At 67.6% G+C, this 20,771-nt stretch carries 21 protein-coding genes; 12 read left to right on the top strand and 9 right to left on the bottom strand.

Annotated features, from left to right (window positions below):
• Positions 1-15: 15 nt before the first annotated feature.
• Positions 16-1,845 (top strand): tetratricopeptide repeat-containing sulfotransferase family protein, encoded by a 1,830-nt coding sequence (locus IB230_RS06810; RefSeq protein ID WP_192270280.1) that lies wholly within the window; start codon positions 16-18, stop codon positions 1,843-1,845.
• A gap of 4 nt (positions 1,846-1,849) precedes the next feature.
• Positions 1,850-2,440, top strand: a complete 591-nt coding sequence (locus IB230_RS06815) for a 2OG-Fe(II) oxygenase (protein ID WP_192270282.1) — start codon at positions 1,850-1,852, stop codon at positions 2,438-2,440.
• A 6-nt stretch (positions 2,441-2,446) separates the two neighbouring features.
• On the opposite strand, the gene IB230_RS06820 is transcribed toward IB230_RS06815, so the two are convergent.
• The 6 genes from IB230_RS06820 to IB230_RS06845 all read right to left on the bottom strand — a co-directional run bounded on the left by IB230_RS06820 (position 2,447) and on the right by IB230_RS06845 (position 9,147).
• Positions 2,447-3,745 (bottom strand): aspartyl/asparaginyl beta-hydroxylase domain-containing protein, encoded by a 1,299-nt coding sequence (locus tag IB230_RS06820; RefSeq protein ID WP_192270284.1) that lies wholly within the window; start codon positions 3,743-3,745, stop codon positions 2,447-2,449.
• Between the two features lie 71 nt (positions 3,746-3,816).
• Positions 3,817-4,713, bottom strand: coding sequence for a DUF4097 family beta strand repeat-containing protein (locus tag IB230_RS06825; protein ID WP_192270286.1), 897 nt, complete (start codon positions 4,711-4,713; stop codon positions 3,817-3,819).
• Between the two features lie 11 nt (positions 4,714-4,724).
• A complete protein-coding gene (locus IB230_RS06830) occupies positions 4,725-5,210 on the bottom strand; it encodes a hypothetical protein (RefSeq protein WP_192270287.1) in 486 nt (161 codons plus the stop codon).
• Complete coding sequence (locus IB230_RS06835; protein ID WP_192270288.1) at positions 5,207-5,797, bottom strand: sigma-70 family RNA polymerase sigma factor; 591 nt, start codon at positions 5,795-5,797, stop codon at positions 5,207-5,209. Before IB230_RS06835 ends, IB230_RS06830 begins: the two co-directional genes overlap by 4 nt.
• A gap of 208 nt (positions 5,798-6,005) precedes the next feature.
• Complete coding sequence (locus IB230_RS06840) at positions 6,006-7,796, bottom strand: phosphoenolpyruvate carboxykinase (GTP) (RefSeq protein WP_192270289.1); 1,791 nt, start codon at positions 7,794-7,796, stop codon at positions 6,006-6,008.
• A gap of 607 nt (positions 7,797-8,403) precedes the next feature.
• Positions 8,404-9,147 carry a helix-turn-helix transcriptional regulator gene (locus IB230_RS06845; protein ID WP_192270290.1) on the bottom strand — a complete coding sequence of 248 codons (744 nt, stop codon included), beginning with the start codon at positions 9,145-9,147 and terminating at the stop codon, positions 8,404-8,406.
• A 110-nt stretch (positions 9,148-9,257) separates the two neighbouring features.
• Here IB230_RS06845 and IB230_RS06850 point away from each other — a divergent pair, with 110 nt between their 5' ends.
• Genes IB230_RS06850 through IB230_RS06870 form a run of 5 tightly spaced genes read left to right on the top strand, consistent with a single transcriptional unit; the run spans position 9,258 to position 11,850 of the window.
• Complete coding sequence (locus IB230_RS06850) at positions 9,258-9,704, top strand: hypothetical protein (protein ID WP_192270291.1); 447 nt, start codon at positions 9,258-9,260, stop codon at positions 9,702-9,704.
• 5 nt (positions 9,705-9,709) lie between these two features.
• A complete protein-coding gene (locus tag IB230_RS06855; RefSeq protein ID WP_192270293.1) occupies positions 9,710-10,525 on the top strand; it encodes a DUF2145 domain-containing protein in 816 nt (271 codons plus the stop codon).
• 41 nt (positions 10,526-10,566) lie between these two features.
• Positions 10,567-10,929, top strand: coding sequence for a hypothetical protein (locus IB230_RS06860; protein WP_225589230.1), 363 nt, complete (start codon positions 10,567-10,569; stop codon positions 10,927-10,929).
• 54 nt (positions 10,930-10,983) lie between these two features.
• Positions 10,984-11,397, top strand: coding sequence for a hypothetical protein (locus IB230_RS06865; RefSeq protein WP_192270297.1), 414 nt, complete (start codon positions 10,984-10,986; stop codon positions 11,395-11,397).
• A 51-nt stretch (positions 11,398-11,448) separates the two neighbouring features.
• The gene (locus tag IB230_RS06870) at positions 11,449-11,850 is read left to right on the top strand and encodes a hypothetical protein (RefSeq protein ID WP_192270299.1); all 402 of its coding nucleotides are present in this window, start codon (positions 11,449-11,451) and stop codon (positions 11,848-11,850) included.
• A gap of 99 nt (positions 11,851-11,949) precedes the next feature.
• Here IB230_RS06870 and IB230_RS06875 read toward each other — a convergent pair whose 3' ends face one another.
• The gene (locus tag IB230_RS06875) at positions 11,950-12,549 is read right to left on the bottom strand and encodes a TetR/AcrR family transcriptional regulator (RefSeq protein ID WP_225589231.1); all 600 of its coding nucleotides are present in this window, start codon (positions 12,547-12,549) and stop codon (positions 11,950-11,952) included.
• 239 nt (positions 12,550-12,788) lie between these two features.
• On the opposite strand from IB230_RS06875, the gene IB230_RS06880 reads away from it, so the two are divergent.
• The 4 genes from IB230_RS06880 to IB230_RS06895 all read left to right on the top strand — a co-directional run bounded on the left by IB230_RS06880 (position 12,789) and on the right by IB230_RS06895 (position 17,042).
• The gene (locus tag IB230_RS06880; RefSeq protein WP_343227288.1) at positions 12,789-13,655 is read left to right on the top strand and encodes an alpha/beta hydrolase; all 867 of its coding nucleotides are present in this window, start codon (positions 12,789-12,791) and stop codon (positions 13,653-13,655) included.
• A complete protein-coding gene (locus IB230_RS06885; protein ID WP_192270305.1) occupies positions 13,652-16,129 on the top strand; it encodes an acyl-CoA dehydrogenase in 2,478 nt (825 codons plus the stop codon). The genes IB230_RS06880 and IB230_RS06885 overlap by 4 nt, the downstream gene beginning before the upstream one ends.
• A 63-nt stretch (positions 16,130-16,192) precedes the next feature.
• Entirely contained in the window at positions 16,193-16,672 is a 480-nt protein-coding gene (locus tag IB230_RS06890; protein WP_192270307.1) for a hotdog fold domain-containing protein, read from the top strand.
• 1 nt (position 16,673) lies between these two features.
• Positions 16,674-17,042, top strand: a complete 369-nt coding sequence (locus IB230_RS06895) for a hypothetical protein (RefSeq protein ID WP_192270309.1) — start codon at positions 16,674-16,676, stop codon at positions 17,040-17,042.
• A 24-nt stretch (positions 17,043-17,066) separates the two neighbouring features.
• Here IB230_RS06895 and IB230_RS06900 read toward each other — a convergent pair whose 3' ends face one another.
• A complete protein-coding gene (locus tag IB230_RS06900; protein ID WP_192270311.1) occupies positions 17,067-17,441 on the bottom strand; it encodes a DUF1304 domain-containing protein in 375 nt (124 codons plus the stop codon).
• Positions 17,442-17,507: 66 nt separating this feature from the next.
• The gene (locus IB230_RS06905) at positions 17,508-18,863 is read right to left on the bottom strand and encodes an MFS transporter (RefSeq protein ID WP_192270313.1); all 1,356 of its coding nucleotides are present in this window, start codon (positions 18,861-18,863) and stop codon (positions 17,508-17,510) included.
• A gap of 213 nt (positions 18,864-19,076) precedes the next feature.
• On the opposite strand from IB230_RS06905, the gene IB230_RS06910 reads away from it, so the two are divergent.
• Positions 19,077-20,720 carry a choline dehydrogenase gene (locus IB230_RS06910; RefSeq protein ID WP_192270315.1) on the top strand — a complete coding sequence of 548 codons (1,644 nt, stop codon included), beginning with the start codon at positions 19,077-19,079 and terminating at the stop codon, positions 20,718-20,720.
• The last annotated feature ends 51 nt before the right edge of the window (positions 20,721-20,771 follow it).

Genomic DNA, 20,771 nt, shown 5'->3' on the forward strand with positions numbered 1-20,771 from the left:
CGCTAGAATCGAACGATGAACCCACCCCTGATCCAGCAGGCGGTCATGCTGCTGCAATCCGGCCGCTTCGAAGATGCGGCCACCCTGTGCAGACAGGCGCTCGCGCGCTCGCCCGGCGACGAGAGTTTCGCCACGTTGCTGGCGATGAGCCTGCAGAACCTGGGGCGCGACCAGGAGGCGGTGCCGGTGTACCGGCAACTGGCGCTTGCGAATCCCGGCATCGCGAGCCATTGGGCCAACCTGGGCCAGGTCACCCGTCGCCTGGGTGACTATGCAGAGTCGGAGCGGGCCTATCGCCACGCCTGGGAGCTGGAGCCGCAGAACACCGATTTCCTGATCGATTACGGCCTGTTGCTGATGGACATGGGCCGCATCGCCGATGCACGCCACCGCTTCCTCGATGCCGTCGAACTGAAGCCGGATATTGCCGAAGCGCGCATCTACGCCTCGCTGGCGTGCTTCGAATGTGGCGACGCGCAGCGCGCCGCGGCCCTCATCCCGGCAAGCGGCGCCTGGCCAGGCCTGCCGCCACACCTGCGGGAAGAGCTCGCCACCAGCCTGATGCAGGTGGGCAGAACCGAGGAAGCCGAAGCGCTCCTGCTCGATCCCGCCATGCAGCAGTCGCCGTCCGGCATCATCCGCCTGGCCCAACTCAACGAGCGCACCAACCGCATCCCGCAGGCCGAGTCATTGCTGGCGCGTGCACGCGCCGACCTGTCCCACGCGAACCGCCAGGAGCAGATCGACCTGCTGCATCTGGAATCCTCCCTGGCGATGCGCCGGAAGGACTACGACACCGCCCGCCAGGCGGCGTCGGACATCATCGCCCTGCAGCCCCATGTGCAGGCGGAGGCCAACGCGCACTTCACCCTTGCGGCCATCGCCGACAAGCGGAAGGATCCCGCGACCGCCATGGCGCACCTCGAGAAGGCGCATGCGATCCACTTCCGGCTCGCGGAAGACGTGGTGCCGGAAATCGCCCATTCCGACGCCGAACCGCTGAAGGTGGCCAGCAAGTGGCTCGCGGCGGACGAGTGCGGTTTCCGCCACGACCCTGGTGCGCCCGAAGAAAAGGCATCACCGGTCTTCATCGTCGGTTTTCCCCGTTCCGGCACCACGATGCTGGAACAGATGCTGGACGCGCACCCCGGCTACGCTTCGATGGACGAGCGCGCCACGCTGCAGCGCTGCATCGAGCAGCTGGAGAAGCGCGGCTTCGAGTATCCGCGCGATCTGGACCGGTTGGATGCCGCGGGTGCGGACGACCTTCGCCAGGTCTACTGGGCCGAGGTCGCCAAGGTCATCAGCCTCGCACCCGGCCAGCAACTGGTCGACAAGAACCCGCTCAACATGCTGCGACTGCCGATGATCGTGCGGCTGTTCCCCAACGCCAAGATCATCCTGGCGCTGCGCCATCCCTGCGACGTGCTGTTGAGCTGCTACATGCAGAACTTCCGCTCGCCGGCCTTCATGGTGCTGTGCTCCAGCCTGGAGCGGCTGGCGAAGAGCTACGTCAATGCGATGCGCTTCTGGATCCACCACCAGGCGCTGCTGTCGCCCGACACGCTGGTCCTGCGCTACGAAGACACTGTCGGCGACTTCCCGGCGCAGGTCGACCGCATCGGCGCGTTTCTCGGCATCGAGGACCGCGACTTCCTGGCGCAGTTCAGCCAGCATGCCGCGCGCAAGGGCTACATCAGCACGCCCAGCTACTCGCAGGTGGTGGAGCCGGTGAACACCCGCGCCGTCGGTCGCTGGCAACCGTATGCGCGCTGGCTGGCCCCCGCGCTGCCGATCCTGCAACCCGTGGCCGACCATTGGAACTACGACCTGACGGTACGATGATCCGATGAACCTCGCCGACTGCATCCGCACTTACGACGACGCCTTGCCGCCTGCGTTCTGCCGGCAGCTGATCGACAACTTCGAGGCATCGACGCAGTTCCAGATGCCGAACGGACGCGGCTACCGGCCTGCGCTGGATGACAGCCGCTGGACGGAAATGAATCTCACCCGGCTCGCGGACCCGGCTTTCGTGGGCTTCTTCATGACGCGCATCGAGGAGGCGCTGGCGCGTTACAACGCCGACCTGTCCCTCACGATCCCGGTGCCGCTGCGGCCACGCATCGACCGGCTGGTGATGAAGAAGTACCGCGCCAACACCGGCGACACGTTCCAGCCGCACTTCGATTCGGTCGATGAGGTCGCCGGCCGCTACATGGTGTTCCTGTGGTACCTCAACGACGTGCAGGACGGCGGTGCGACCCGCTTCACCGATCTCGATATCGCCGTGACGCCGCGCGCCGGCCGGCTGCTGATGTTCCCGCCCTACTGGATGTTCCAGCACGTGGGCGCGCCGCCGGTCTCCAACGACAAGTACATCCTGTCGACCTACCTGCTGTTCGACAAGCCGGGCGCGCCCGACCACACGCACGAGTAGGCGCGGTCACGCCACCCCGGCGCGGGTGTTGAACGCGCCGATCGTCTCCACCAGCCGCGTCAGCGCCTGCACTTCCACCGCGCGCAGGCGCGGATGCCAGGTGTCGAGGATCATCACCACGCGCAGGCGATCGCTGCGGTTCCAGGCGGCGTGCAGGAAGGAGTCGTCGAACGTCACGCAGCGGCCTTCTGTCCACGCATGCTCCACGCCGCCGACTTCAAGCGCGCAGTCCGGCGGCACGATCAGCGGCAGGTGTGTGACCACGCGGCTGTTGGTCACGCCGTGGTGCGGCTTGATCACCGTGCCGGGCGACAGCAGCGAGAACAGCACTTCCGGTGCATGCCCGTCGATGCGCGTCAGCGGAACCTGCGCCAGCGCCGCCGACGTCGCAGGACACGCGGCCAGGTGCTCTGCATAGGCCTCGCCGTGCCGGTAGAAGAAGTAGCCGTCCCACGCGGCGGCATCCAGGTCGCGCGCGTTGTCCAGGAAATCGCTCTTGCGCGCGCCACCGCTGAAATCGAGGAACGGCTGCAATCCCTCCCGCGCTGCAAGCACCCGCCGCAGGTCGGCGCGGATCGCGTCGGCGGCCTGCTCGAGCGCGGCGTACCACGGAAACAGCGCGCGATCGAAGTACGGCTCGGGCTGCAGGTCCGGTACGTAGAAGAACGTCGGCTTCTGGCGGGGATCGGGACTGCCTGCAGGCCGCAGGCCCAGGTAACCTTCCAGGGCCTGCACGACACGCCGAAGGTCGTCGGTGCCATGCTGTTCGACCAGCGGCGCGATCGCAGTGAAGAACAGGGCATGCCGGCCGGCATCGATGATCGCCATCGCCTGTCGCACGCGGTCGCGCAGATCCGGGGCGGTGGTCCGGTCGTTGAGCCAGCGGCCCTTCGCCTGCGCCGTGGTGACGGCACGGAAGAAATGGACCAGCGCCTCGTCGCTCCGTCCCAATACCTGCAGGCTTTCGGCGAGCTGCAGGCGGGCGATGAAGGAGTCCGGTGCGTGCTCGAGACCGCGTTCGAGTGCGGCCGCCGCGCCCGCCGTATCACCCAGATGCAGGCGGCAGGCACCCAGTCGCATCCAGGCTTCCCCGATGCCCGGGGACGCGACGGTCAGCGCCTCCAGCCTCCCGGCGGCCTCTGCGAAGCGCTCGAGTGCCATCAATCCTTGCGATGCGACCAGCTGCAGGGCGTCGTCATGCGGATGCGCCGCCAGTCCCTGCTCGGCATCCGCGAGCGCCTGCGCCACGTTGCCGGTCTCCAGATGATGACGTGCCTGCTGGACGTGGAATGCGGCGCTGGTCATACGGCGGAGCCTCGGTCGGAATCATCGCTAACGCGTCGATGATACGGGACATCGCGGCGCGGCCGAGGCGCTTACTCCACCCGCACTTCCGCACTGCCCGAGAACGTCTCCAGGCTCACCCGGCCACTACCGCTGCCGTAGGTGGTGGAGAAGCTGGCACCGGGGCCGCGGCGCTTCTCGATGGTCACGCCGGTGGCCTTGAGACCGCCGCTGAAGCTTTCGCCGGTGACCTGCGCGGAGACATCCTTCGGCAAGCGCAGCAGCAGGCTGCCGCTGACGGATTCCATGCTGATCTCGCCGGCCGGCGCCAGCGCCGTGCTCACTTCGGCACGACCACTGACGGTGGTGGCGCTGAGGTCGCGGATGCGTTCGCCGTTGACGGTCACCTCGATGCGGCCGGAGACGGTTTCGGCATCGATGTCGCCATTCAGGCGACCACGCAGCACGATGGAACCGCTGACCGTGCTGACATCCACGTCCTCGCTGTTGAGCGTGAGCGTGGCGCTGCCGCTCACCGTCTCCACGTCAGCCTTGCGCGGCGCGGCCGCGGCGACGACGCTACCGCTGACGCTGCTGATCGACAGCTCGCTGGGCGCCACGCCGCTGACATCCACGCTGGCGGCGACGGATTCGATATCCAGGTCCGCGCGCACCGGCACCATCACCACCAGGTGGGTGGGGCCGGCCTTGTTTCCGCCCCAGTTGCTCTTGGGATAGCGCACCTCGATGTTGAGCTGCTCGCGCGAGCCGTCGATATCCAGGCGCTCGACACCCTTGCCCAGCGTGCCGGTGATCTGTACTTCATTGCGCTCCCAGCCGCGCACCTCGATGCGACCACTGACGTTGCTGATGTCGACGCGGCCGCGCGCATCCAGCGGACGCGTCTCGTTGATCGCGGTCTGCGCCAGGACGGGCGGAGCCAGCAACGCGGCGGCCAGCAGCAGGGAGAAGGAATAGTAGGTACGCATGGGGATACTCCTCAGGTCATGACCGCGCGCTGGGTCAGAGCCAGGCGTCGGGCGTAGGTGCGGCGCAGCTGTTCCAGCAGGAAACGCGCCTGCGGATCGGTGGCGATGGCGTGGCGGATCTCTGCCGCGCTCTGGTCCAGCGCGTGCAGCGCCGGGGCGTAGTCGGGCGAGGCCTTGGCCTGCGTATCCATCTGCGCCAGGGCACCGGTGTAGTCGCGGGTCATCGCGGCAGCCTCGCGCTGGATCAGCGCATCGCCTTCGGGCGCACGCTGCAGCTGCCAGGTCACCGTGACCGCGAGCAGCACCGAGGCCGCCAGCGCGAACGGGGCCACGCGGCGGCGGCGTTGCTCCGTGGCCGCGACCGGCGCGGGCACTGCCGCCAGCTTCGCGGCGATGTCCGGCCACAGGTCACGCGAAAGCGGCACGTCCTGCTTCAGGGCACGCAGCTGCCAGCGCAGCGCGTCGTCGGACAACGGAGTGGGATCGTGGGGGGTCATGCGTGTGCTCCTAGACGCTCGCGCAGCAGGTGCCGCGCGCGGTGCAACTGGGCTTTCGAACTGCCGACCGCCATGCCCAGTTCGGCGGCGATCTCTTCATGCTTCCAGCCTTCGACGTCGTACAGCACCAGCACGGCGCGCGCACGCGGCGGCAGGGTGGCGACGGCGCGTTCCAGGTCCATCGACAGGGCCGTGCCCTGCCCCGCGCTGTCGGCCAGGCCCAGCCCGTCCAGCGCGTCCTCGTCGTCGTCGAGGCGCGGGCCAGTGCGACGGCTGCGCAGTTCCATCAGCGCGGTGTTCACCGCCAGCCGGTGCAGCCAGGTGCCGAAGGCGCTCTCGAAGCGGAACGCCGGCAACGCCTGCCAGGCCCGCACGAAGGCTTCCTGCGTCAGGTCCTCGGCCCGCACACCCTGCTGGCCGACCAGACGCTGGATGACGCCATGGATGCGGCCGGCGTGGCGCCGGTACAACGCCTCGAAGGCCCGCATGTCCCCGGTGGCGGCCGTGCGCGCCAGGGCGGTGTCCTGGGCAGCGGCGTCCTCGGGCGAGAGGCTGTCGGCAAAAGGTTCGATCACGGCATTCAGCATACTGACTACGATGCGGCCGGGTGGGCAAAGGTTTAGAGCGTCGGCGGTGTTTTTTAAAGCGGGCGCCCTGATCGCGCACCGACAAAGCCTCTCTCCCTGCGGGAGAGGGGCTTTGAAGCGCTCGACGCCCCTCCAAAGAAAAAGCCCCGCGGCCTCCGGGGTGGAGGCGGCGGGGCTTGCGCAGGAAAGGGATGCGCGAGGCGGGGAATCAGGGGGCCAGGCGGGCCGCGATGCGCTGCTGCTCGTCCTTCAGCGCCTGCGGGGTACGCGTGCCGAATTCCTGCAGGTACTCGCCGATGCTGGCGAACTCGGCCTGCCAGCCGGCGCGGTCGAAGCCGAACAGCAGCTCGTGCGCTTCATCGCTCAGCGCCACGCCGTCCAGGTTGAGGTCCTCGGCGCGCGGCAGGTGGCCGATCGGCGTTTCCATTGCATCGGCCTTGCCTTCGACGCGCTGGATCATCCACTCCAGCACGCGCAGGTTCTCGCCGAAGCCCGGCCACAGGAATTTCCCGTCGCCGCCCTTGCGGAACCAGTTCACGTGGAAGACCTTCGGCAGCTTCGCCTCGGCGCCATCGAACGACAGCCAGTGCGCGAAGTAGTCGGCGAAGTTGTAGCCGCAGAACGGCTTCATCGCCATCGGGTCGCGGCGCATCACACCGACCGCACCCGTCGCGGCAGCGGTGGTTTCCGAACCCATCGCCGCGCCGACCAGCACGCCGTGCGTCCAGTCGCGCGCTTCGAACACCAGCGGCACCAGCGAGGCGCGGCGGCCGCCGAAGACGATGGCACTGATCGGCACGCCCTGCGGATCCTCGGCCTTGGCCGAGTAGCTGGGGCACTGGCGCGCGGACACGGTGAAGCGCGAGTTGGGATGCGCGGCGGGGCCGTTGGCGGCGTCGAACGGACGGCCCTGCCAGTCCAGCGACGGCGTGCGCGAATCCAGACCTTCCCACCACGGTTCCTGCTCGTCGGTGACGGCGACGTTGGTGAAGATGGTGTGGTGGCTGATCGTCGCCAGTGCGTTCGGGTTGGAGCTGTCGGAGGTGCCGGGCGCCACGCCGAAGAAACCGGCTTCCGGATTGATCGCGTACAGGCGGCCGTCGGCACCGGGGCGCATCCAGCAGATGTCGTCGCCGACGGTCCACACCTTCCAGCCGGCCTGGCGGTAGCCTTCCGGCGGAATCAGCATGGCCAGGTTGGTCTTGCCGCAGGCGGACGGGAACGCGGCGGCGATGTAATGCGTCTCGCCCTGCGGGTTCTCGATGCCGACGATCAGCATGTGCTCGGCCAGCCAGCCTTCGCTGCGCGCCTGGTGCGAGGCGATGCGCAGGGCGTGGCACTTCTTGCCCAGCAGCGCGTTGCCGCCATAGCCGGAGCCGAAGCTCTTGATGGTCAGCTCGTCGGGGAAATGCATGATGAAGCGGCGGTCCGGATCCAGCTCGCCGGTGGAATGCAGCCCCTTCACGAAGCTGCCTTCACGCTCGATGCGCGCCAGCGCCGGCGCGCCCATGCGGGTCATGATCCGCATGTTCGCCACGACGTACGGCGAGTCGGTGATCTCCACGCCGCAACGGGACAGCGGCGAATCGATCGGCCCCATGCAGTAGGGGATCACGTAGAGCGTGCGCCCGCGCATGCAGCCGGCGAACAGCGCATCCATCTTCACGTGCGCCTCGGCCGGGGCCATCCAGTGGTTGTTGGGGCCGGCGTCTTCCTGCTGCGCGGTGCAGACGAAGGTCAGGTGCTCCACGCGCGCCACGTCGCTGGGGCTGGAACGGTGCAGCCAGCTGTGCGGGTGGGTTTCGGGGTTCAGCGGCAGCAGCGTGCCGTCGGCCAGCATCTGCCGGGTCAGCAGCGTGTTTTCGGCATCGCTGCCGTCGCACCAGTGGATGTGGTCGGGCTGGGTGAGCGCGGCGACCTCCGCAACCCAGGCATTCAACGCGTCCAGCGAACTGCCCGGAAAATCGTTGCGTTTGAAAACATCGACCGCTGCGTTCATGCGCCACCCTCGAAAAGTGAGACCAAAATGATACCAATGTCTTGTCCTTCAGACGAGGAGAACGCGCACGGGGTCGGCTGGCGGTCAGCCGGAAGGCGACGGACGGCGGGCGGGCCTGTTGGCGCGCGATGAGAGGGGCGGCGTCTCAAGACTGGGAGAGAAAGGCCGGGAGATCGCGCCCGGAAGGCCATGGATGGGCCTCTGAGCGCCATCGATCGGGCTCCGAAGGCCATCCATGGGGCTCTGAGCTCCAGGGATCGGGCCCGGAAAGCCATCGACGGGCCTTTGAGCGCCATGGCTAGGGCTCGGAGGGCCATCGATGGGGTCCAGAATGCCAACCGCCGGGGCTTTTCGTGCCATCGGTGGCTTTCCGGGCGCCATCGATCGAGCGCCGAGCCTCGTTGATCGGGCTTGGGAGGCCATCGATGGTGCTCGAAGGCCCATCAATGGGGCTCAAAGAGCCAGGAAGATGGGGCTCGGAGGGCGATCGATGGGGCCCGGAGCCCCATCGCTGGCATTCCCAGCGCCATCGATGGCATTACGGGCTCCGACGATGGCTTTCGGAGCGCCATCGTCGGCACTCCGGACTCGATCTCCGCCGTGGCCGCTACACCTCGCGCGAGCGCCGGTACGGATTGAACAGCTGCAGCAGCCACGGCTTCTGCGCCAGCACCAGGCTGACGCCCACGCGGTCTTCCGCCGGCAGTGTGGCGTCGCGGGCGAGCAGCGCGTCGAACTCGCGCGCGACTTCCTCCAGCCGCTGCCGCAGCTGCTTCACCCCGTCGATGCTCAGGCTGCCGCTGAGCAGCAGCAGCGCGTCCTGTTCGCCATCGAAGGGATCGGCGAAGTAGTCGGTCAGCAGGGTGTGGCGGAAATAGCGCTCCATCGGCCCGTCGGCGCGCCAGCGAAAATTGCGTGCTGTCAGCGCGCGGCCGCGGTTGCCCGGCATCAGCTCGATGATGCCCAGCCGGTCCAGCTTCACCAGCAGCCCGGTCCACTGCGCCGGGGTGAAGCCGAAGTGGCCCAGCACATCGTCCTGCCGCCAGCGGTTGAGGGTGAGGAACAGCGCCAGCAGCAGCGTGGGCTCGTCGACCAGCGCCTGTTCCTGCGCCTCACTGAGCAGCGCCATCGCCTTGCGCCCGCGCGAGGCCTCTGCACTGAGTTCGGCCAGGCCGACGTCGAGCACGTCGCAGATCTGTTCCAGCCGCTGCAGGCTCATGGCCCGGCGGGAGAACATGCGCTTCACCGCCGCCTCGCTCATGCGGATGCGCGCGGCGAGCTCACGGTAGGTCAGGTTCTGCGCGCGCAGGCAGCGCTTCAGGGCATCGACCAGGTCGACCGAGACGGCCATCGGTAGCGGATTCCTATACCGGTTGTTGCGCCGGAGCTTACCTCGTCGATGCGGGTTGAACACCGGTCGCCGCCGCGCCCATGGTCCGGCCCATGCCGGAGACACCTGCCATGACCCGCCTGATCGCCCGCTCGCTGACGCTTGCCCTGACCACCGCGCTGTCCGGCGGCCTCACCCTGCCCGCCCAGGCCGCACCGCAATCCGATGGCGCCAGCCGGATGTCGCAGGCCAGCCTGGAAGCCTCCATCGAGGTACCCGTCGCGGTAATCCACGCGCTGGGCCACGGCGCCTCGGCGGTGGTGACCGGCGTGGCGGTCGTCGCCGGCAGCGTGGCAGTGACGGTATCCGTCGCGGCGGCGGGCGTGGTGGCGGGTGCGTCGTTCGTGGTCTACCTGAGTGCGGAAGCGATCAAGCGCCTCGGCATCGCGGTGGGCACGGCGATCAGCGTGGCCGCGGTGTCGACGGGCTGGATCCTCAGCGCGGCCGGCGAGGCGCTGTGCTTCATCGCCAACGATGCCGCGCGCCCACACATCCACAGCCATCGCTACGGCGGGTGAGCGCGATGCGTACGCTCGCGGCGCTGTGTCTCGTCTTCGCCCTCGCGCTGCCAGGGACGGCACGCGGGGGCGATGCCTGCCGGCAGATGGAGATGCCGCCGTACAAGGTCGCCGAGGCCGCGCGCACCGCCCTGCTCGCCGCGCAGCAGCTCGACGAAGTGGATGCACCGGTCGCGCTGCTCGCCCGCGTCGGCACCGACCTGTCGAAGCAGGGACTGGTCTACAGCCACGCCGGCTTCGCGGTGCGCGACCACGCGCAGGGACGCTGGACGGTGGTGCACCTGCTCAACGAGTGCGGCAGCGATCGTTCGGGCCTGTATGCGCAGGGGCTGGTGAATTTCTTCGCCGACGACCTGGTGAACCAGGACCTGCGCATCGCGTGGTTCCCGCCGGACGTCGCCGACCGGCTGGCCGCGCGCCTGCAGCAGATGCCGCACCACAGCCTGCATCACCCGCGCTACAACCTGATCGCGCGTCCGGGCAGTGAGGACTACCAGAACTCCACCGCATGGCTGGTGGAAGTGATGGCCGCCGCCCTCGCCGACCGCGGCATCTACGACCGCCGCAGCGCGTATGCGTTCGCGCGCGGTGATGGCTTCGTGCCGGACACGGTGCATATCGCGTACTCCAAGCGTGTGCTCGGCGGCCTGTTCTCCGCCAACACCGACTTCACCGACCATTCCGTCGGCACGCGACTGTCCGGCGACTATCCGGTCGTCACCGTGCGCTCGATCTTCCGCTGGCTGGAGCGCAGCGGGTATGTGCGCGAGCAGCGGGAATGGCGGAGTGGTGTAAGGCAGCGGGCGATGGGGCCGGCGTGAGGGACGCCGCGCAAGCCGGTACGTCACAGGTGCCTGCCAGCGTGCGGGCTTTCCGCGTGCTCTCGCGGCTACTGGTCGCCTGCGTGCTGACGTCGATCCCGATGCATCTCGCGCTGCTCATGTCCGACAGCGCCATGTATCGCGGCTGGGTCTACCTGCAGATGGCGCTGCTGACGGCATCCGCCTGGCTGCTCTGGCGCGCACGCAAGCTCGATGGTCGTGCGGTTATCGCCCTCCCGCTGACGACGATCCCCGCGATCCACATCAACGCCACCTATCTGAACTACGGCAATGGCCCGCTTGCCTGGTCGCTGCCACTTGCACTCGGCCTTTGCTACGTCGCGCTCTACGTGACCGCCCGCGCTGGCACGACGCGACAACCCGGCGCGAGCGCCGCGGAATGACGTGCCGCGGCCAACGATGAGATCGGCGCACCCCGCTTCCCCGAGGAGATCGATATGTTCCTGACCCTGCTTGTCGTCACCTTGCTGCTTTCCGCCTCAGTAGCGTGGGGCGTGACCTGGATGTTCTCGAAACCGATCGAACGCATCCTCACCCGCATCATCGCCGACGACATCAGCAAGGCGCGGCTGCGCTACATGCAGTTCGCCGTCCTCGTGGTCGGCGTGTCGTCCGGCGTACGCATCCACGAACTGGAGCGCTACATCACCGCGCCGCAGTGGATGGAGAAAGACAAGGCGCAGATCATCGCGCTGACCACCGAGCGCTGGGTACTGGAGGTCTACCGCACTGTCATCGAGACATTGCAGGGCATCGCCTGGATGTTGCTGGCGTTCTTCGCCGCGGCGCTGCTGGCGTATGTGGTGGTGAGGTTGTCGGAGTTGAAGCGGGCGGCATCCGCGGCTCCGTAGGGCGGGCCTAGGCTCGCCATCGACATGTCAGGCCCGCATGGAGGGTTGTCTGTGACTTGGCGCAATGCAATAGCTTCGTTTTTGCTGATTCCAGTAGTTCTGGTTGCTGGATACATCTTTTTCCTGTGGGCAAGTTACACCAGCGAAACTACTAGCTCCGGTTCTGCCTATGGCTTCAGCATTGATAGTTCAAAGGCCGAGTCGGCCGCTGCTTTGGAAAATTTCCGCCAAACGCACCCCAAAGCCGTCGTGCATGTAAGGTCTGGGCATCGCGCCGGCGACCACTTCTCTGTCTCTGCCTCACAGGACCAGTTGCACCTGCTAAAACCGCATGATCAATGGGACATTCTGCTTAACGGCGCAGGAGAGTTCAGCAACTCGGTACGATTGACGTTCAAAGGCGACAGGCTCGTGGCCATCTACCGGCACAGACAGTACTTTGAGCTGCCGTAGCCGCAGGCTCGACCATTCATTTAAGCCGAACCCGCTTCGCGAATCGGCTTAGTTCAGGCGATGGATCGTGCGGGTGGGCCAAGGCCCACCCCACGACACTCAGGTCGGAATCAACGTCGAGATGACGTGCTCCAGATAGGTCTCGAACTCTTCCGAGGTCATGCGCGGCTGCTGCAACTGCAGCGACAACTGCAGGAAGCCGACATAGGCCGCGTAGGCCAGGCGCGCACGATGCGTGGCGTCGGTGCGCTGCAGGCCCGCCTGGCGGAACATCGCCACCAGATAATCGAGGCGGCGCTGGGAGATGCGGTCGATCACCGGCTGCACAGCGGGGTGGTCCAGCGCCTTCAGCAACTCGCTGTAGATGATGTGCGGTTTGACCTCATGGCCAACCAGCTGGAACAGCGCACGCAGGCGCTCGCGCGGATCGGCGACCTTCTCCAGGCTGCCGAAGATGTTTTCCTGCTCGCCGACTTCCCAGCGCTCCAGCGCCGCCTGCAACAGCGCGTCGCGTGACGGGAAGTGCCAGTAGAAGCTGCCCTTGGTGACACCCAGCCGGCGCGCCAGCGGTTCCACCGCCACCGCCGACACGCCCTGCTCCGCGATCAGGTCGAGGGCCGCCTGTGCCCAGTCGTCCGCACTCAGGCGGGCGTTGCGGGTGGGCGTGCTGGCGGGTGTTTCCGGGCTGGGTGTGCTCATGTTCCGCATTTAACCATACGCCGAGGTGTGTAGCGGTATGTATGTTGCGCCGCACAACAAATAAAGACAAATCAATCGGTTGCATGTGAAACGCGAATGCCCAAACCGATTGACTGCTCTAAATGCGACAACCCATACTAGCCCGTATGGTGACACGTACCTCTCCTGCCTTCACGCCCTCACCCAACGTCATCGGCGCGGGATCGGATCGTGCATTGAAGGGACAGGGAGACGTCGCGCTGGCGATCCGCCGCTTCGCGTCGCCAGGCGCCCTGCAGGGGCACCCCGCACTTATCTATGCGCATGGCTTCGGTCAGACCGGCGGCGCATGGAACCGCACCGGCGAGCTGATGGCCGCGCAGGGCTACACCGGCCTCGCCTACGACGCACGCGGCCATGGCGGGTCCGGTCGCAACGCCGCCGACCAGCCTTACACCGGTGACCAGTTCGCCGACGACCTGATCGTCGTGGCAGGCGAACAACCCGAGCCGCCCGTGCTGGTCGGCGCCTCGATGGGCGGACTGTTCGGCCTGATCGCCGAGTCGCGCTGGCCGGGCCTGTTCCGCGCGATGGTGCTGGTCGACATCACCCCGCGCTGGGAGCATGCCGGCCTGCAGCGCATCCTCGCCTTCATGACCGCGTTCCCGGACGGTTTCGACTCGCTCGAACACGCGGCCGACACCATCGCCGCGTACCAGCCGCAACGCCGCACCCGCAAATCCGCCGACGAGCTGCGCGAACTGCTGCGCGAAGGCGACGACGGGCGCTGGCGCTGGCACTGGGATCCGCGTCTGGTCGACGAATTGGCGCGCGACAGTGCGCAGCATCAGGACGCCATCGCCGACGCGGCGCGCCAGGTGCAGTGCCCGGTGCTGCTGATCAGCGGCGGCCGCAGCGACCTGGTCTCCGAGAAGACTGTGGAAGAGTTCAAGGCGCTGGTGCCGCATGCGCGCCACGTGCACCTGCCGCAGGCCACCCACATGGTGGCCGGCGACGACAACGACGCATTTACCGCCACCGTGCTGGAATACCTGGCGAGCCTGTCGGCCGCGCCGGGTAGTACCGAATCCGATGTAACCGAATCCGTGTCCGGAGCAACCCCATGAGCATTGCCATCCCCTTCCTCGCCTTCCTGCTGGCGGGCGCGTTCGCCGCCTACCACCGGCTGAGGCTCGCCTACTGGGCGGCGATCACCGCTAGCCTGCTGGTGGCGTGCTGGCTGCTGGGCGCCAACCCCACCGCGACCCTCGTCGCGGCGCTGGTTGTGGTGGCCATCGCGGTGCCGCTGCTGATTCCGGCGATCCGCAAGCCGCTGATCACCGCACCGGCGCTGGGCTTCCTGCGCCGCGCACTGCCGCCGCTGTCGCAGACCGAGCGCATCGCGCTGGAAACCGGCTCGGTGGGCTTCGAAGGCGACCTGTTCACCGGCGACCCGGACTGGAACAAGCTGCTGGCCTACCCCAAGCCGCAGCTCAGCGCCGAAGAGCAGGCCTTCCTCGACGGCCCGGTGGAAGAGCTGTGCAGGATGACCAACGACTGGGAGATCACCCACGTCCACGCCGACCTGCCGCCGGAGCTGTGGGACTACATCAAGAAGAACAAGTTCTTCGGCATGATCATCCCGAAGCAGTACGGTGGTCTCGGCTTCTCCGCGCTGGCGCACCACAAGGTGATCCAGAAGATCGCCTCGGTCAGCAGCGTGGTCAGCTCCACCGTCGGCGTGCCCAACTCGCTGGGCCCGGGTGAACTGCTCAACCACTACGGCACGCAGGAGCAGAAGGACTACTACCTGCCGCGCCTGGCGATCGGCCAGGAAGTGCCCTGCTTCGGCCTGACCGGCCCGTTCGCCGGCTCCGACGCCACCTCGATCCCGGACTACGGCATCGTCTGCAAGGGCGAATGGAACGGCGCGAACGTGCTGGGCATCCGCCTGACCTTCGACAAGCGCTACATCACGCTGGCGCCGGTCGCTACGATCATCGGCCTCGCCTTCCGCATGTACGACCCGGACGGCCTGATCGGCGACACGCGCGACATCGGCATCACCCTGGCGCTGCTGCCGCGCGACACCGACGGTGTCGAGGTCGGCCCGCGCCACTTCCCGCTCAACTCGCCGTTCCAGAACGGCCCGGTGCGCGGCAAGGACGTCTTCATCCCGCTCAGCCAGCTGATCGGTGGCGTGGAGATGGCCGGCAAGGGCTGGAACATGCTCAACGAATGCCTGGCCGTGGGCCGCTCGATCACCCTGCCCTCCACCGCCAGCGGCGGCGCCAAGGCCGGCGCGCGTGTCACCGGCGCCTATGCGCGCATCCGCAAGCAGTTCGGCCTGTCGGTCGGCCGCTTCGAAGGCGTGGAAGAAGCGCTGGCCCGCATCGGCGGCAAGGCGTACGCGATCAGCGCGCTGTCGCAGGCGACCGCCGCGGCCGTGGATCGCGGCGACGTGCCGTCGGTGCCGTCGGCGATCGCCAAGTACCACTGCACGAACATGGGCCGCGACGTCGCCAAGGACGTGATGGACATCGTCGGCGGCAAGGGCATCATCCTGGGCCCGCGCAACTTCGCCGGCCGCGCATGGCAGGCCTCGCCGATCGCCATCACGGTGGAAGGCGCGAACATCATGACGCGCAGCCTGCTGATCTTCGGCCAGGGCTCGATCCTGTGCCATCCGTACATCATGAAGGAGATGCGCGCGGCGACCGACCCGGACACCAAGGCCGGCGTCAACGCGCTCGACGCCGCGCTGTACCCGCACATCGGCGGCGCGATCTCCAACGCCGTGCGCTCGTTCTGGTTCGGCATCACCGGCTCGAAGATCGGCTCGGTGCCCGGCGACGCGTACACGAAGAAGTTCTTCCGCAAGCTCGACCGCTATGCGGCCAACCTGGCGCTGCTGACCGACATCTCGCTGGGTGCGCTGGGCGGCAAGCTGAAGTTCAAGGAATCGCTGTCCGGTCGCCTCGGCGACGTGCTGAGCCACCTGTACATGATGGGGGCGGTGCTGAAGCGCCATCACGACGAAGGCACACCGGAAGCCGACAAGCCGTTGCTGGCGTGGGCCTTCCACAACAGCGCCTACGAGATCGAACTGGCGTTGTCGCAGGCGCTGCGCAACTTCCCGATCAAGCCGCTGGGCTGGCTGCTGTGGCCGATCGTGTTCCCGTTCGGCCGTCGTGCCGTGGCCCCGGGCGACCGCCTGAGCCATCGCGTCGCCATGCTGCTGATGGCGCCGAACGAAGCGCGCGACCGTATCGGCCAGGGCGTGTTCCTCACCCCGTGCGAGAACAACCCCGGCGGCCGCATCGACAGCTACCTGGCCGCGGCCGTGGCGGCCGAGCCGGTGGAGCGCAAGTTCCTGAAGGCGCTGAAGACCAAGGACATCGAGGCGCTGGACTACAGCGCGCAGTTGGACGAGGGCGTGCGCGAAGGCTGGATCACCGCCGACGAGCGCAAGCAGCTGGAAGAGCTGCGCGCGATCACGCTGGACACGATCACCGTGGACGAGTTCGAAACCCACGAACTGCGCGCAGCCAGCTACTACGACCTGCCGCAGCACAAGCGCCAGCCACGCGAAGCGGCCTGACGCCCACCCTGGCAACGATCACGACGGCGGGCATGTCCCGCCGTCGTCGCGAGAGGAGTTCCGATGAGCGCCGATGTCCTGAAGATCTACCGCAGCCTGAGCCGCAAGCCGTTGGGGCACTGGCTGTTCTCGCGCCTGATCTGCTTCAAGGCGCCCTACTTCGGCAGCATCGGCCCGCGCATGCTGCGACTGGAACCGGGCCGCGGCGAGGCGACCATCCGGCATCGCCGGTCGGTCACCAATCACCTCGGCACCGTGCACGCGATCGCGCTGTGCAACCTGGCCGAGTTCGTCGGTGGACTGACCACCGACGTCAGCATCCCGCGGTCGATGCGCTGGATCCCCAAGGGCATGACGGTCGAGTACCTGAAGAAGGCGGTCGGCACGATGCACGCCGTCGCCACGCCGGCGTTCGAGCCGCGCGAATCGGCAGAGGGCTATGACCTGCCGATGGAGGTGGTGGTCAGCAACGCGCAGGGCGAACCGGTGTTTCGCGCCCGCATCGGCATGTGGGTGTCGCCGAAACCGGCGAAGGGTGGCTGACATGCTGCTCGCCGCCGCCGCGCTGATCTTCCTGGTGGGGCTGGCGCACTCGGTCCTGGGCGAGCGTTACATCCTTGTCCGCCTGTTCCGGCGACCCGACCTGCCGGCGCTGTTCGGCGGCACCTGGTTCACCGTGCGCACGCTGCGCTTCGCGTGGCACCTGACCACGGTGATCGCATGGGGCCTTGCCGTCGTGCTACTGCAGCTGGATGGTCTACCCGACGCGGCGGGCCGTGGTATCGCCATCACGCTCGCGATCACGCTGTTCCTGTCGGGCCTGCTGCCGTTGCTGTTCACCCGTGGCCGCCATCTGGCGTGGGTGGTGCTGTTTGCGGCAGGCGTGCTGGTGCTCAGTTGGGCGCTGCGCTGACGCAGCACCTCATTCCTGCGGGCATCAGCGCGAAATCGCGCCCATCATCGACACGAACAGCACCGCCGCCAGCGCGGCGATCGCCGGCAATCCCTGCACGAAGAAGATGCGCTTGTTGACGCTCCACGCGCCGTACAGCGCCGCCACGATCACGCACAGCAGGAAGAAGACGACCACGTTCCACTGCCCCGTGCAGAGGCCCCACAGCAGGCCGGCGGCGAGGAAACCGTTGTAGAGCCCCTGGTTGGCGGCCAGCACGCGCGTGGTCTCGGCCTTCTCGGGTGTGTTGCGGAAGGTCTTCAGGCCCAGTGGCCTGGTCCAGAGGAACATCTCAAGTACCAGGAAGTACACGTGCAGCAATGCCACCAGCACGACCAACACCGCTGCGATCACGTCCATTCCCGTCTCTCCCCTTGTCTGTGCGCAGCATAGCGGCGGCACGCGCCAGCGTCTGCCCCGGCCGGATCAGTCTTGCCTGACCGGGACATCCCCTGCGCCCGCGGACGGCAGCTTCTTCTCTTCGCGCAGCAAGCGCCATGCGCTGGCGGTCATCACACCGGCGATCAGCAGGCCGGCACCGAACACCACCTGCGAGCCGAAGGCCGACAGTGCCTTGTAGGTCCACGAGAACGTGATCTCGCCGCCACGGAAGAACGCCGTGTCGATCGCCGCGCCGGCCTTGTAGCGCCACTGCCGGTCGACGCGGGTATAGATGGTTTCGCGTCCCGGCTTCATCAGCGAGAACTCGTTGGAACGCGTGACCACCTGGACGATGCCGACCACGATCGGCAGCGGCGACGCGGTCAGCACCGCGAAGCCGAGCAGCAGCGCCGCCATCGGGATCAGCAGCACCGGCGCCAGCCCGAAACGCGACAGCAGCCAGCGGGTGGCGAACAGCTGCACGATCAGCGTCAGCACGTTCACCGCGATGTCGATGCCGGCGTAGTAGGCGGTGCGGGCCTCGGCGGTGGCGAAGGCCTCGCGCGCGATCGCCGCCTGCTGGTTGTAGAGCAACTGGCCGATGCCGACACCAAGGAACACCAGCGCCGCCAGCCAGCGCAGCAGCGGCTCCTTGGCGATCAGCTTCAGGCCGGCCAGCACATCGCCGCCCATCGCGCTTTCGTTGTCGCGACCCACCTTCGCCTCGCGCTGCAACGCCCAGCGACGCAGGCGCCAGATGCAGACGACGCACGCGGCCAGGAACGCGGCGGACACCAGCATCAGGTTGGCCAGGCCGACCTTCTCGGCCAGCGTACGGGTGATCAGTGGACCGGTGAACGCGCCGATGGTGCCGGCGGCGCCGATGTAGCCGTAATACTTCTTCGCCTCGTCGTGCGAGAACACGTCGGCCATGAAACTCCAGAACACGGCCACCGAGAACACGTTAAACACCGTGACCCACAGGAAGAACGCCAGCCCGCGCCCGGCGACCTGGCTGTCGAACAGCAGGTGGAAGCCGAGCAGGCACAGGATGAAGAAACCGAACAGCACCGGCAGGAACACGCGGCGCGGGAAGCGGCTGACCAGCGTGCCGTAGATTGGCTGCGCGATCAGGATCAGGACGAAGGAACAGGTGGACAGCACCTGCAGGATCAGCTCCTTCAGCGGAATGCCGTGCGCGGCGAAGAAGGCGATCATGTCCGGCGGGAACACGGCTTCGACGTCGCTCGATGCGCCCATCGCATCCCGCACCGGCCGCAGCACGTAGTAGCCGCTGAGCAGGCAGAAAAAATAGACGAAGGACCACAGCAGCGGCGGAGACTCGGACATCGCCGCGCGGAGTCGGCCGAACCGGGTGGTCGCGGGAGAAGACGGGTCCATGGGGCGCGGTCTGCGATCGCTTCATCGGCAGCGGACAAGGCCCGCCTGTGGCGCGCAAGGTATCCGATGCACTGCAACATCGCCAGCCTTTTCCCTGTCGCCAAGCCGCAGGAATCGCATGCATCCCGCGGATGCGGCATTCCGTCGCATCCGCAGAGCATTTGCTCTATCCCCCGCCGCTAGGTTCGGCCGGACTTCGCAACAGGGCAGCATGTGTACGACTACATCATCGTGGGCGCCGGTTCCGCCGGCTGCGTGCTGGCTCACCGCCTGAGCGAAGACCCCGCGTGCCGCGTCCTGCTGCTGGAAGCCGGCCCACGCGACTGGCATCCCTTCATCCACATGCCCGCCGGCCTGGCCAAGCTGGTCGGCCAGAAGGGCGTGAACTGGAACTACGACACCGCGCCCGAACCCCACCTCGACAACCGCCGGCTGTGGTGGCCCCGCGGCAAGGTGCTGGGCGGCTCCAGTTCGATCAATGCGATGTGCTACATCCGCGGCGTGCCGCAGGACTACGACGACTGGGCGAATGCCGGCGCCGATGGCTGGGACTGGGCCAGCGACCTGCCCTACTTCCGCCGCTCGGAGCGCAACGCGCGCGGCGCGGATGCGCTGCACGGCGGCGACGGCCCGTTGTACGTCTCCGACCTGCGCTACACCAATCCGCTGTCGGCCGCCTTCATCGAAGCCGGCGTGCAGGCGGGTTTTACGCGCAATGGCGACTTCAATGGCGCCACGCAGGCCGGCTTCGGCCTGTACCAGGTCACGCAGAAGGACGGCGCACGGTGCTCGTCGGCGGTCGCCTACCTGGACCCCGCGCGCGACCGGCAGAACCTGGACATTGTCACCGGCGCGCTGGTCCGCCGCGTGTTGCTGGAGAAAGGGCGCGCGGTCGGCGTCGCGTATGCGCGTGGTGGTCATGAAGTGATCGCGCGTTGCGGCGGCGAGGTGCTGCTGAGCGGCGGCGCGATCAATTCGCCGCAGTTGCTGATGCTGTCCGGCATCGGTCCGTCGGAGCACCTGGAGCAGACCGGCGTCAGCGTGCGTCATGCGCTGCCGGGCGTGGGCCGCAACCTGCAGGATCACCTGGACATCTGCACCCTGCAGCACAGCACGCAGCGCGTCACCTACGACCGCACCAGCGAGCTGAAGACCGCCTTCGACTACTTCCTGCGCGGGCACAGCGGCCCGGGCAGCAGCAACATCGCCGAGGCCGGGGCGTTCGTGCGCTCGCCGCTGGCACCGGACGATCGGCCCGATATCCAGATGCACTTCGTGCCGGCCATGCTTGACGACCACGGCCGCAACCGCCTGCCGGGCGACGGCTACACCTTGCATGCCTGCTTCCTGCGCCCGCGCAGCCGGGGCCGCATCCAGCTCGCCAGCGCGGATCCGCGCGCCGATGCACGCATCGAGGCGAACTACCTGAGCGATCCGGAAGGCTTCGACCTGAAGATGATGGTCGAATGCGCCAAGCTGTCGCGCGAGCTGTTCGCCCAGGCCGCCTTCGACGCCTATCGCGGTGCGCCCATCCATCCTGTGCGCAGCGACCTGTCGGACGCCGACCTGGTCGCCTTCATCCGCGCCAAGGCGGAAACCGTCTACCACCCGGTCGGCACGTGCCGCATCGGCGACGACGAGGACGCCGTGGTCGATCCGCAGCTGCGTGTGCGCGGCCTCGAGGGCTTGCGGGTGATCGACGCGTCGGTGATGCCCTCGCTGATCGGCGGCAACACCAACGCCCCGACCATCATGATCGCCGAGCGCGCCTCGGACCTGATCCGCGGTGTCCCGCCGCTCTCCGGTGGCCACGCGCGCACCACGGCGACGACCCCAGCCCTAGCCACCGCGGGCTGAGGCGCGGAGCCCTGATCGTCCAAGCATCGCCACCGGGGTGGCGATGACGTC

Origin of the sequence: Pseudoxanthomonas sp. PXM01 (genome assembly GCF_014851815.1) — a bacterium.
In the GTDB taxonomy this organism is placed as follows: Bacteria; Pseudomonadota; Gammaproteobacteria; order Xanthomonadales; family Xanthomonadaceae; genus Pseudoxanthomonas_A.